General features: G+C 41.8%; 12 protein-coding genes. 9 read left to right on the top strand and 3 right to left on the bottom strand.

The annotated features are described in order from the left end of the window. Nucleotides 1-39 precede the first annotated feature (39 nt). From NSTCB13_RS27695 to NSTCB13_RS27670, 6 genes are all read left to right on the top strand, one after another. Nucleotides 40-1,251 (top strand): glycosyltransferase family 2 protein, encoded by a 1,212-nt coding sequence (locus NSTCB13_RS27695; protein ID WP_448274514.1) that lies wholly within the window; start codon nucleotides 40-42, stop codon nucleotides 1,249-1,251. 43 nt (nucleotides 1,252-1,294) lie between these two features. Next, nucleotides 1,295-2,557 (top strand): efflux RND transporter periplasmic adaptor subunit, encoded by a 1,263-nt coding sequence (locus tag NSTCB13_RS27690; RefSeq protein ID WP_448274513.1) that lies wholly within the window; start codon nucleotides 1,295-1,297, stop codon nucleotides 2,555-2,557. Nucleotides 2,558-2,836: 279 nt separating this feature from the next. Then, nucleotides 2,837-4,015, top strand: coding sequence for an ABC transporter permease (locus NSTCB13_RS27685; RefSeq protein ID WP_445627145.1), 1,179 nt, complete (start codon nucleotides 2,837-2,839; stop codon nucleotides 4,013-4,015). A 679-nt stretch (nucleotides 4,016-4,694) separates the two neighbouring features. Continuing rightward, nucleotides 4,695-5,444 (top strand): hypothetical protein, encoded by a 750-nt coding sequence (locus NSTCB13_RS27680; RefSeq protein WP_445627146.1) that lies wholly within the window; start codon nucleotides 4,695-4,697, stop codon nucleotides 5,442-5,444. A 197-nt stretch (nucleotides 5,445-5,641) separates the two neighbouring features. After that, complete coding sequence (locus NSTCB13_RS27675; RefSeq protein ID WP_445627147.1) at nucleotides 5,642-6,016, top strand: hypothetical protein; 375 nt, start codon at nucleotides 5,642-5,644, stop codon at nucleotides 6,014-6,016. Between the two features lie 184 nt (nucleotides 6,017-6,200). Then, entirely contained in the window at nucleotides 6,201-6,878 is a 678-nt protein-coding gene (locus NSTCB13_RS27670; protein ID WP_445627148.1) for a hypothetical protein, read from the top strand. 71 nt (nucleotides 6,879-6,949) lie between these two features. On the opposite strand, the gene NSTCB13_RS27665 is transcribed toward NSTCB13_RS27670, so the two are convergent. The 3 genes from NSTCB13_RS27665 to NSTCB13_RS27655 form a co-directional block, all read right to left on the bottom strand. Further along, nucleotides 6,950-8,500, bottom strand: a complete 1,551-nt coding sequence (locus NSTCB13_RS27665) for a BamA/TamA family outer membrane protein (protein WP_448274512.1) — start codon at nucleotides 8,498-8,500, stop codon at nucleotides 6,950-6,952. 72 nt (nucleotides 8,501-8,572) lie between these two features. Beyond that, nucleotides 8,573-9,385 carry a DUF3598 family protein gene (locus NSTCB13_RS27660; RefSeq protein ID WP_448265972.1) on the bottom strand — a complete coding sequence of 271 codons (813 nt, stop codon included), beginning with the start codon at nucleotides 9,383-9,385 and terminating at the stop codon, nucleotides 8,573-8,575. 24 nt (nucleotides 9,386-9,409) lie between these two features. Continuing rightward, a complete protein-coding gene (locus NSTCB13_RS27655; RefSeq protein ID WP_445627150.1) occupies nucleotides 9,410-10,312 on the bottom strand; it encodes a cell division protein FtsX in 903 nt (300 codons plus the stop codon). A gap of 382 nt (nucleotides 10,313-10,694) precedes the next feature. On the opposite strand from NSTCB13_RS27655, the gene NSTCB13_RS27650 reads away from it, so the two are divergent. From NSTCB13_RS27650 to NSTCB13_RS27640, 3 genes are all read left to right on the top strand, one after another. After that, nucleotides 10,695-10,982: a Mo-dependent nitrogenase C-terminal domain-containing protein gene (locus tag NSTCB13_RS27650; protein ID WP_445627151.1), complete on the top strand. Its 288-nt coding sequence runs from the start codon at nucleotides 10,695-10,697 to the stop codon at nucleotides 10,980-10,982. Between the two features lie 478 nt (nucleotides 10,983-11,460). Further along, a complete protein-coding gene (gene def / locus NSTCB13_RS27645; RefSeq protein ID WP_322668450.1) occupies nucleotides 11,461-12,024 on the top strand; it encodes a peptide deformylase in 564 nt (187 codons plus the stop codon). A 10-nt stretch (nucleotides 12,025-12,034) separates the two neighbouring features. Further along, complete coding sequence (locus NSTCB13_RS27640) at nucleotides 12,035-12,238, top strand: hypothetical protein (RefSeq protein WP_094351396.1); 204 nt, start codon at nucleotides 12,035-12,037, stop codon at nucleotides 12,236-12,238. The last annotated feature ends 63 nt before the right edge of the window (nucleotides 12,239-12,301 follow it).

The following is a 12,301-nucleotide window of genomic DNA, read 5'->3' as shown; positions in this document are numbered from 1 at the left end:
TTAAACATTTTTAGTTGAAAAGGCGGTAATTTTAAACACATGGCACTTAAAACTAAAGTTAGCATTGTAATTCCAACTTACAATCGCTCGGAGTTATTAAAAACTAGCTTGCAGAGCGCATTGGCACAAGACTATCCAGATTTTCAAGTTCTTGTCTTAGATAATGCTTCTAGCGATGATACAGAGGCAGTTGTATGTTCATTTGCGGATTCGCGCATCACTTATATACGCAACGAAACGAATATTGGAATGTTTCGCAATTGGCAGCGAGCTATTGAGGTAAATTCTAGTCCCTATGTAGCTATCTTGTCGGACGATGACATTCTGCTGCCCAATTTCATCCATGAATCTGTTTTAGCATTAGACAACCATCCAGATGCTGGTTTTTCGGTTGCGCAAGCTGAAATTATCGACACTAATGGTGTTCCAGTGCATGTGACAGGCAAAGAGCTTTCAGATAACTTTCCAGAAGGGTCAATTGATGGTCTAGAGTTCATCCACCAAATTGCTGATGGGCGGAAATGGATTTTGCTATGTTCAGCGATCGTGTTTCGCGCTAATGCCCTGGCAATGGTTGGGGGCATCGACGCACCGCACTCCAAGTATATGCTTGATTTGAACTTATACTTACGTATGGCGGCGCAATTCGATCTCTTCTTTATTGCTAAACAATTAGCCCAAGTCCGATATCATCTTGAACAAGATTCCCAAATTAATTTCAGTCTTGGAGGAACAGGCCCACTTGGTGTGATGGCAGAACGTACTGATGCGATCGCTTATTTGTTAAAGTCGCCGCGTGCAGAGGATGCATCTTATCGTCAGTGGCTAGCAGAGCGCCTGTTGCATATAAGTATGCGCCGCAGTCAGTTCACATCTGAATTGATACCTGAACTTAATTTGAGTTGGTCAGAACGCCTACAAATTGCAATGCAGGAAATTGCATCTGTGATTCCCATTGGCAAGCGTTTGATTTTGGTCGATGAAAATCAATGGGGCTGCGAGATTCTGCCGCAATACGATGCTCTGCCCTTTTTAGAACAGGACGGTCAATACTGGGGAGCGCCACTGAATGATGAAATCGCCATCCGAGAACTGGAACGAATGCGTCAAGCAGGAGCAAGTTTCATAGTCATCGCCTGGCCCGCTTTCTGGTGGCTTGATTATTACTCTGGTTTGCGAAATTATCTCAGTTCAAATTTCCGCCGCGTTTTGGACAACAGTCGCCTCGTCGTGTTTGATCTCTGGTCGTAGACATTGCTTGTAATTAACTGCAAACTCACTGGTTCGAGTTGTCATGAACTGGAAATATGAAAAAGATAAATTTAATATCCCAAGTCGATGGCTAGCTTGGTCAGGAGTTTTAGCTTTAGCCGGTGCTGGCGGTTGGCTAACCTACTTCTTCGCTCTAAATCAACCTCCTGAACCAGTAGCAGTACGCTTGTTAACCGTGGAGCGAGGTAATGTTGAAACCACAATCAATGAGAGCGGTACTGTTGAGTTACGAGAACAGCGAATCTTGAAGTCCCCAAAAGAAGGTGCAATCGAACGAGTCATGGTAAAACCTGGTGAGAGGGTAAAACTTGGTCAAGTGCTGCTGACCCTGCGCTACCCTGAGCGAAAAATTGCTCTTACCAATCAACAATTACAAATTCAACAAGAGCAACTCAACTTAGCACGTAGTCGCGAGAAAATTATTGAAGCCCAAGAACGACTAACAGCCGAAGAAAAACAACTCCAGAGGCTTGCTCCCTTGGTGCGAGAGGGAGCTATTGCCCAAGAACAAGCCAAAACGCAGGAAGATACTGTACGCGTTGCTCGCGCTAGCCTGCGAGATAATCAAGCAGAGGCACGTACAACCGCTCTTAAAATTCAGACTTTGCAATTGGAGCGCCAACTTATTCAGCAGCAACTCCAGGATAATATTGTAACTGCACCATTGAATGGCGTAGTTTTGGGTGTGAATGTAGAAAACGGTGATGGGGTCGAGTTGCGTACCAATCTGCTCACTTTGGGCGACCCCAGAAAAGTTTTAGTGAAACTCCAGCTTTCTACCCTCAACGCTGCTCAAGTTCGCGTCAACCAACTTGCCCGTATTAATGCGATTGGGCCGAACGCAAAGAGATTCTCTGGACGCGTAAAAAGCTTGTATCCTCAAGCACTTAGCCCTGAAGCCCAAAAACAAGACGGTAGCAGTTCAAAACAATCAGAGCAACCAACAGTACCCGCAACGGTTGAGCTTGATAGCCCGACTCGCACACTGCTCCCTGGTAGCAGGGTAAATGTCGAGGTTGTGTTGCAGCGACGGCAGAACGTAGTAGTTTTGAAGACAGAGGCAATTGTGCGATCGCAACCACGCCCGTTTGTATGGGTTCTGGATAGCCAAAATCATGCTCAAAAACGCACCATTAATCTGGGATTGGAGGGGTTAATGAATGTAGAAGTAACCTCTGGTTTGCATCCCGGCGAACAAGTTATACTGCCACCCGTTGAGTCGGAACTCAAGCCAGGGCTGCCAGTTAAGGCAGGGGAGCAGGGGAGCAAGGGAGCAGGGGAGTAGGGGAGCAGGGGAGAAGTTATACCATTTTGGATTTTAGATACTTCGACTACTTCGACTTCGCTCAGTACAAGTTCGCTCAGTACAAGTTTTAGATTTTGGATTGTGAAACATCCATTGGATAAATGTTTCAGTTTTCCATCTGTCGCAATCATTTTTCACGCTTGGTATTACAGTAAATTTTTCTCCTCTGCCCCTCTGCACCTCTGCACCTCTGCCCCTCTGCACCTCTGCCCCTCCGCTTCTTATCCCCAATCCCCAAGCTAGAGTAAAGCGACTATTATGGCTCTTTCAGCTTTTGACTTATTAAATATTACCTTTCACTCTTTAGGTAGAAACCCCTTGCGTTCTGCTTTGACTACTCTGGGGGTATTTATGGGTGTGGCTGCTGTCAGCGCTACACTTCAGGTTGGTAATATTAGCCGAGATGCGATCGCTCTACAATTAGCAAAACGAGGCGCGCCTCAAGTTTCAGTTTATCCAAATTGGGATTCTAGTGGTCAAGCTACCCAACTCAAGTTGGAAGATATGGAATTCTTACGACAGCGAATGGTGGGCTTGCAAGCAATCAGTTCTTTTAATTGGGCTGGTTCTACACCAACTATATTTCGCGACAAGGAATTTACTCCAACCTTGTCACCTGTTTCCCAAGATTTTTTGTTGACTTCAGGGATATCTTTAGTATCAGGACGGTTTTTCACGTCTGAAGATTTTGCCAACTACCGCCCGGTAATCGTAATCGATCAATTGCTGGCAGAACAACTTTTTCAAAAGCAAGAACCTGTAGGACAGCTGATTTATGCTGGGGACAGACCCTATATCGTTATCGGGGTAGTAGCAACTATTCTAAGTGAAGATGCACCTCCGGCGGGTCAACTGTATGTGCCGATGTCTATTTACAACGCTTCGACTGGTAGCCGCGACATTGGGAGCATCCAAATGCGCCCTTATGCACTTGCAGATGTGGAAGAGTTAAGCCACCAAGCAGAGGAGTTACTGTTACAAAGATTTCCAGGTTACAAATTTAAATTTTGGAATAATGTATCAGATATTATACAGCAGCAGAAAACTCTAGAGATGGCTTCTCAAGGTCTAACAGCAGTAGGAGCGATCGCGCTGTTAGTTGGCGGTGTTGGAATTGCGAATATTATGATTGCCTCTGTAAATGAACGAACTGCTGAAATAGGTTTGAGACGGGCTATAGGTGCAACCCAACGCGAAATCTTGCTGCAATTTATTTTAGAGGCGATGCTTTTAAGTCTAATAGGAGGAACAGCGGCTCTAGGAGTAGTGCATGGATTGACTGTTGTAATTACCGATACCTTTAGCTTGCCCTATAAGTTTGATAGCAGAATTGCAGTGCTAGCAGTGGGTTCAGCGCTACTGGTGGGGGTGGGAGCTAGTTTGCTTCCCGCCCTGCGTGCTAGCCAGATCGATCCAGTAAAAGCCTTGCGCTCATAAGTTTTTTTCTACATTTTGAGGCAGGAAGTATATTGAGTAGAGTGTAGCCAGATACAATTCTTCTTAGGGACTTCCAAAAAATAAAACATCCCATTTAAGATAATAATAATCATTATTATAGAGGAGAAAGCGGCAGCCATCGGCTGCCACTTTCTCCCCTCCTTTTGGTAGTAAATTCAGTAATAATGATTGAATTTTCTGCCAAAAGATTAGTTTTTTGGAACAATTTATTCTTTGGAAGTCCCTTATTCATCAACTCGCGTAGACGGCGAATATTATCCGCTTTTACAGTTAGTAGAGTCGGATTTAAGTAAGTCAGCGTAAATAAATATTGTTGGCATAAAACAAAAGCAGAGAGCTTTTAGCAGGGGGAGAAAGAGTTTGAGCGTTATTTACTTTTATTTACACAGTTTGGTTTTATTGTACCGACTTACTTATTTGCACTGTTTTCTAATAGTTATTTCAAATAATCCTCGGCCTTCTTTTTGGCGATAATCACTGGTTTAAATACGTTTTTTTCAACACTAAAAACAAAACCTGGTGCTACATTCCGTAGCACATCATGTCTATTAAAATTTGTTTAAATATGGAGTTGTAGCATGATTCATGCAAGTATAAATCTTATGAGTTTATACCTTAAAAAACACTCAAACCATCTATTTAATATTTGGAAAAACTTATGCTGTTGAGTAAAGCTTTATTACTAGGCTGTATAGCGTGTTCTATAGGTTTTACTACTCCGGTCTTCGCTGTGAGTATTAACAAATCTTTAGATGTACAACAAGGTTACAATTTCCAGCCAAATACCTATAAACCTCTTGGGTTTATTAAGACATTAAGCATTGGTGATTTAGCTCTAGTCGCAGATCAATACGTAATCGATCCCACCAGTCGCCCAAGTCCTGGCGGAACCGGGATATATAATTACCCTGTTGTAGCAGTGCTTAGTAATGTTCAATGGGATGGTTCGCCAGTGGGAGATATATTCCTTACAGGGCGTATTTCGACCCCAAATAAGGCGCAGTTAGCTTTGTTGATGGGAGTAATCGGTAAAAAGGTGGTAGCAATTTCCTTTGCTACTTATGAATACAGTACTACCACTAAAACTTACTATCCTAGTTTTGCTTCTTATCAAGGCAGTCGTCCAAGCTATATTAATCCTCCTACTACAACTAATGTAATATATGGCTTGGCAAAAACGTTTACTGTAAATACCCTCCCTAGCACTGATGTTCTCGGCGCCCCAAACTATGTATTTAATATAACTTTATCTCCGACAGTAAGTTCAAGCCCGCAAGTATTCAAAATCCAAACTTCTCCCACTTTGACACAGTTTCAACCGTGGGGATTACCCCAAGCTTCTATCCAACCAACTGAGCTTTATGCGGGAGAATTAGACCTAAGTAAAATTTTTAGTATGACATTCTAAATGACGTTTTTAATGATCGCTATGGGGATTTTTTCACAAAGAGATATGTAACTTTTGTGGGCTGATGCGAGAAAATTGGGTTGTCTTTGCACTCAAAATTATTCATTAATTTGCGATCGCTAATCTCGGTTAAATAATTCCGATTAATCTGTGTTAAATCGTTGTAAGCTGTGGATCGCAGGGTCTACAGTCTAGCGATGAAAATAAACCGTCATGGTCGCGCCAAGGTTCTAACACAGCAAGAGATACAGCTAATTTTTAGCGATGGCTTAGACAACGGGCGCGGCGGGCTACGCCTACGCGCTTTGTTCGGTGTCTGCCTGTTTAGTCCTGTAGAATCCGTGAATGCTGTAGGCGACAAACTCAAGATATCTACACACCCAAGGGTAACGTTAGACCGCAGTTTGTCATCAGAAAGTCAAACACTAACCCTCGGAATGATTATCATTCTTATAACCTGTATATTTTATTTTCTGGAAGTTCCTTACTTTCATCTCATGCTTTTAAAGGTGGCTGACTCCTGCCTTCTGACTCCTGCCCCAGCAAGAACTGCCTGCTACCCTCTGTTATAAAGACTCTAACTGATGGTAATCTAAGATTGTAGAACCAAATCCAATAAAAACTTTTGTTTTTGACAGTTTTCTTTTCTGGACAACAGTAATATAAGTCGTGGATAAAGTCTTTAACAATTAAGACTTGGTGATGATTTAAGTAAGTTCTAGAGAACTTAGTTAGTTTTTTAACAGGAGAAGTAGGGTGCTTAACAACCTTCATCAGTTATTATCTCCCCGAAAGTGGGGAATTCCCCTCGCGGGCTTAGGCTTACTTCTCGGTTTGGGCTTTTTAGCCAAGCAAACTCAAGTAACATCATTTACAGATTCTCGATTATCATCGGCTCGGATTCATAAAACCTCCGAAAACTCTCTTTTGTCGCAGCTAAGAAAAGTTCGAGATCAAAGAAGTCAACTGAATGCGGCTTCTGGAGGTGGAAACACAGTACCCACAATCACAGCGCTGGTTCCAGGCGATGGGGGAACTACAAAAAGCGCAAGAGTTTTACCAAAAGGAAGTTTTCCTGTAAAAGATGGGATTTACCTTTATGGTCAATCCCCAAAGCCAAACCAGCTTGGTCAAGGTTATATCATATTTCAAAAGCAGCAAGACAAGGTAAAGGGTGCGCTGTATATGCCCCAATCAGAGTTGAATTGTTTTCAGGGTACAATCAACCCATCAGGAGAGTTGGCAATGACGGTTAATACTTCGTCAAATGAAGCCAATTCTGAACAATCGAATCAGGTAGCTACGAGCAATAGACTACCGCAGGTTGGTGAGGATGAGTCAAATTCTTATGCTTACTCCCTGGCTTTGCAAGACTTTTATCGGTTAAATTCGATCGCAGCTAGCGATCGCCGCACGTTACAAATGTGCAATTAATCTTCAATATCTTGATTATGTCCTTTTGGACTAGACACACTCAAGACCCTGAGTGTGTTATTAAGCAATCCTCAGTAGTTTTCTAGAACTTTTTTGCCACTCGTTAAAATCGCTGACCCTGTTGTAACTTCAAATCTAAGTTCTCCTCGATCGCTAATTCCTAAATCACCTCGAATCAGTCCAAAGGATGACTTGACGCGCAATCCTAAGCCATAACCAAAGCCACTTCCGGGTTTATCTCGTAGCACTCCTGGTTCTCCTAGCACGGTATCGCTAGACCCAAAATCTGAGGCGAAGTCAGTAAAAACAACTCCTCCGACTGAGTAAGAAATTGGGAAACGATATTCCACAGAAGCTAAACCATAACTCCGACCACTAGCGACTTTTCCATAACCATAACCCCTGACAGAATTTAGTCCACCAATATTAAAAGCATCAGCTGGCGGAAAGTCTCCCAGAATCGTACCAATTTGGAAATTAATCGCCAACATTTCTGGATTGTCAGTTTGTCTACCATTACCGATCCAACTGACTGGTAAATACTGAATATAATCTCCCCGTAGGCGGTTGCTATAAATATTACCCAATCCAATCGGAATTGCTTGTTCTGTGCTGAGAGTGAGAATCGATCCTTGAGTCGGATTTTCTCGGCGATCGCGTTGATCTCTGGAGACAGAAAATAATACTGTATATAAGTCATCAATACCAGTACCGCTAAGAGATAAAGGACTCCCTAATCTATCTACCTGTGCGACATTATATTCGCGATCGCGTAAGCTAATTCTGGTATAGTTCAAACTTATAGCTGCATCCCACCGATCGAAAGATTTTAAAACTCCCACAGAACCGCCAAACCTTCCCTCGCGTACTTTGTCACCGTTAGACAATCTGATATCGTCGTTGAAAGTTCCCGATGTATTACGAGTACGAAAAGCTCTGATGCTGTAGCCTAAGCGGTTTGGTTCTTGAGGACGATAACGACTAGTGAACTGACCATTAAATTGGACATCTTTACCGCTGATTTGCACAATTGTATCTAATTTATCGTTAAGACCGCTGATATTTTCATCTTTATAACCCACTCGACCGTATAATCCAACATCGTCGTTGTTACCGCCTCCTAATATTAGAGAAGGGAAGTTACGCTCTTTGATTTCATAAATGAGATTAACGCTATTGGCATCTTCTTGTCGATAAACATTGACTTCATTAAATGATTCTAATCTCCGCAATCGTTGCAAGTCTGCTGCTAGTAAATCTTCACGAAATACCTCACCAGGTTTGAGTTTCAGCAGACCAATGATAAAATCTTTTTGAGTACGTCCTTTGATCGGCCGACCTTTTTCATCGAGTAATTGATCTTTGTTGTTAACAAAACGAATCTGGATATCTTTGACAATTCTTTGAGAAATTTGGGAAAACTCGGCAGACTGGTTATCTACTGGAGTTAATCCGATATAGTCACCATATTTTGCATACCCTCCCTCTATCTCTAATGTCGATGTTGCCACAATACTATTAGGACTATCTTCAGTAGAAGATTGCGAGTCTGCAACGGCCTCTAGATTTTCTCCAGCTATTAAGATGAATGCGATCGCAACTACAGCTATTTGAATATACATAAATAAAGCTTTGTCATTACCCACATTTTGGCAACAGTTAAATATTTGATAAGTAATCAAGCGAAGATGATATCAAAGCTTCCTTTCTTCAGTGACTAATGTCAAGCTAACCCATTCGCCTTTCTCGTTGTAGCTGCGAATCATCCGTTGGCGCAGATTTGGCTGAATTAACCACCCCACTTCCAGAAAAAATGGTTGGCGTAACTGCACCTTGACAGGTGAAGTTGCAGAAGCGCCATTTGGTAAAAATAATACTTGCACCTGCTTTTGGGGGTTTTGGTCAAAGAGAACAATGGAGTCTTTGATGGTAGCAGTTGAGGTAATAGTGCGTTCTGCAAAAGAGGTACTTTGAATTAATCGCCCAGCATCATCAAGTTGTAATTTGAAGATTGTAGAGTAAGTATCAGGCGAGCGCAAATCTGGATATATTGTTACTGCTTGGCCTTGCCATTCTCCCAACAAATCATTTATCTGTAAAGTTGAACGTTCATCTGCTGGGGTTCTGGCTAGATGTTCTCGAATTAAGATTAATTCCTTTAGCTCACCAGTATTATCAAACAGTTGCACCAGACGCAAGCGGCGATTTTCATGAACCAAAGCCAGTTCTCCACCAAATTCGGAAAATGGCCCTAGCTGAATTACACCTTCAGAGAAGGAACCATTTTCAAAAAATAGCAAACTCCGTCCCAGAGAACTATATTCTTTAACTAAATCATCTCGTCCAGAACGGCATAGAGTTAAACGCACTGTCTGGTTATTGTTCAAACCTTCTAGAGAAAGACGGCTAGGAGTATCGTTCAAAAGCGTTCCTTGGGGAGAAAAATTAGTAAATGAACCTTCCCAAACACCGAGATTCTGCAAAAAACATTCCCATTGTGATTTCATAGTGATTTTGTCATTTGTCAATGACTATCCTTTAGCAAAACGTCGGACAGCAAATAAGCTCCCCATTAATCCTACACCTGCACCGAAACTCAAAAGAATCAGAGGCAATAATAAAATTTCTGCTGGAGTGAGTTGCACTCTGTTGGTGATGACTTGGATAAACTCAGGTTGATTGACTAGCAACTTACCGAGAAACTGTTGAATCACAGAAATGAAACTCCAAGCGATCGCACCACCAACCAAACCAAAGGCGATTCCTTGTAAAATAAATGGGAGGTAAATCCAAACAGAAGTTGCTCCCACTAGCTGCATAATTTCAATTTCCTGGCGACGCGCCATGACAATCAGCCTAATTGTGGTGGTAGTGACTGCGATCGCTGTTAAAGTCAGAATCATTGTAATTGTTAAAGTAATCCAGTTCAGACCCCGGTGCAACTGGGCAATGCGTTTGACTGCTTCATCCACATACTGCACCGTCTCAACTCCTCGTAATTTAGCCAACTGTGTTGCTAAAGTTGGTACAACTTGAGAATTACGCGCTTTCACCTTCATCTCATCAACCAGAGGATTCTCACCCAGTTGCTGGGTAGCACCCTCAATATCAGAAATTCTCATTTCCTTAACTAATTTAGTCCAAGCTTCTTGTTTGGTAATGGTTTTTATCGCCGCCACCTCTGGCATTTTAGCGATTAGTGGCTCAATATTTTCGATTTGTGTATCCGGTTCGAGATAAACTGAGACTTCTAGCTGGCTACCAAACTGATAAAGAAGTTTTTCGACTTGCCAAGAGGTTTGCAGACTCAAGCCGAATAAAAACAGTAACACCGTTACAGTACTGACAGCGGCCCAATTCATCCAACCTCCCCGCAATAAACCGAGGAAAGTTTCTTTTAGCAGATAATCAAGTTTCGTGAAAGATTTAAACACACATCACCTCAAAATTTGAACTTAACGCCAAAGCACTAAGTTCAGCTTTTGCGTTTTTGCGTAAATAACACCACTATTTATAGTCAATAGTGCAAAGTTTGCCAATATATCAGCTTTTATCTCTTGCTACTTCCTTCTTCTGTCATCCTGCTATCTTGACCATTTACTCGATATTCATACTATTTGCCACAGATATACTCACTATTGCCTCTAACAGTTATTGATAATAATTGGCTAGCTGTTCTGGTTTCTCAGCAATTTTACTGTTATTTAAACTTGACCTCTAGGAAGAGGGAAAATAGTTTGGTATTTATACTATGTTTTTCTCGGAATATCGGAGTAATTTATAGGAGAAACAGATTGATTCAAGGAAAGTTAAACCATGAAATTCTTAAACAAAGCCAATTTGGACAATATTTTATTAAACCAGATCCGCTCTCAGCTTGAGTCCGTAGAAATACATAATTATAATCTGGCCAAACTATTGTGCAAAATAATTCCTTCCAATTGCCCTTTTGAAAGAACTCTTAAACTTTTCGGTCGGACTTTGCTTCACATTCCACCTTTATGTAAATTGAACCCTCTCTATGAGCAAATAGTTGGTCTTCGTTTTAAGTGTTTATTATATTTAGTCAATGAATGTGGTGAAGATGCCAGAAAATATTGCTAAACATAGATTTTCATCAATAAAAAATTGATTGGAAAAATCTTTTTACTAATAAAAATTGTCTAGGAATCCTAGTTGCAATCAGATCGTCAGAAATAGGCTGGTAAACAACTGACAATCGATTTCACATTTAAAAGTACTGTTTAATGATGTCAGCCTCGATAAAAGGATCGCTCCAAGTATGGTGCAACGTGACTTCACAATAATTATTTTGGAGATTGGTACTACGTCTAAGGGGATATTTAAAAAGTATTATTGCTAACAATACAACCTCGGAGACCTAACCCCCTAGCAAACCTTACTGACGATAAAATAAGGGTTTCACAGCCTCTGATTCGTGGCATCAGCCTGCCGCAAGGCAAGCAAAAAGACGGAATGGTAACTGGGTTTTTGGTATACTCCAGGACTTTTTAAACATCCTCTAACTGAGATTGATAGAATGAAAATAGTAGGAATTTTCACCATCTAGCCATCGAGACTCATGCCCTCTGAAATTGCTGTCGAGAAAAAAAAGTTAAAAAATCCACCTTTGGAGCTTCATTATTTAGGCGATCGCGTGCTGCGTCAAGCTGCAAAGCGGATTTCTAAAGTTGATGACGAACTTCGCCAAATAGTGCGCGAAATGCTGCAAACTATGTACAGCAAAGATGGCATTGGTTTGGCTGCACCCCAAGTGGGAATTCACAAACAACTAGTTGTCATCGACCTGGAACCAGAGAACGCAGCTAATCAGCCTTTGGTGTTGATTAACCCCACCATTAAACAAGTCAGCCGCGACCTCTCTGTTGCCCAAGAAGGATGCTTGAGTATTCCCAACGTATATTTAGACGTAAAGCGCCCCGAAGTCGTAGAAATTGCTTATAAAGACGAATACGGTCGTCCTCGAACATTAAAGGCTAATGACCTCCTGGGACGCTGCATTCAGCACGAGATGGATCACCTTAACGGCGTGGTATTTGTAGACCGTGTAGAAAACTCCTTGACTTTAGCCCAGGAGCTATCTAAGAATGGCTTCTCGTATCAAGCGGTGAAACCAATAGCATAGGGGGGCAATAGTGTATTTAACTCCAAAAAGCAGTTTATTTCTGGGTGGTTCTTGTGTAAGTGCGATCGCCGCCGTCGGTTCGATTTTTGAACTCGGTTACGGACAGCCAGATTTTGGTTTTACAGCCACGGCAATTATCCTGGTATTAAGCATTCCACTTACAGGATTATTTTTCTTTGCCGCAGTGAAGGACGCAAGGGCTAACATGAAATAAGCATCAGGTACATAAAAAAGGTAAGAGGATGAAGGAAAAAGGCAAAATTCATTCTTTTACCTT

It is taken from the genome of Nostoc sp. DSM 114160 (assembly GCF_053470305.1).
This window is presented reverse-complemented; position numbering and strand designations above follow the sequence as displayed.

Excerpts from the sequence above, each read along its gene's own strand:
- NSTCB13_RS27685 (WP_445627145.1), top strand. The coding sequence starts at position 2,837 with ATGGCTCTTTCAGCTTTTGACTTATTAAATATTACCTTTCACTCTTTA.
- NSTCB13_RS27695 (WP_448274514.1), top strand. The coding sequence starts at position 40 with ATGGCACTTAAAACTAAAGTTAGCATTGTAATTCCAACTTACAATCGC.
- NSTCB13_RS27675 (WP_445627147.1), top strand. The coding sequence starts at position 5,642 with ATGAAAATAAACCGTCATGGTCGCGCCAAGGTTCTAACACAGCAAGAG.
- NSTCB13_RS27665 (WP_448274512.1), bottom strand. The coding sequence starts at position 8,500 with ATGTATATTCAAATAGCTGTAGTTGCGATCGCATTCATCTTAATAGCT.
- NSTCB13_RS27690 (WP_448274513.1), top strand. The coding sequence starts at position 1,295 with ATGAACTGGAAATATGAAAAAGATAAATTTAATATCCCAAGTCGATGG.
- def (WP_322668450.1), top strand. The coding sequence starts at position 11,461 with ATGCCCTCTGAAATTGCTGTCGAGAAAAAAAAGTTAAAAAATCCACCT.
- NSTCB13_RS27660 (WP_448265972.1), bottom strand. The coding sequence starts at position 9,385 with ATGAAATCACAATGGGAATGTTTTTTGCAGAATCTCGGTGTTTGGGAA.
- NSTCB13_RS27650 (WP_445627151.1), top strand. The coding sequence starts at position 10,695 with ATGAAATTCTTAAACAAAGCCAATTTGGACAATATTTTATTAAACCAG.
- NSTCB13_RS27680 (WP_445627146.1), top strand. The coding sequence starts at position 4,695 with ATGCTGTTGAGTAAAGCTTTATTACTAGGCTGTATAGCGTGTTCTATA.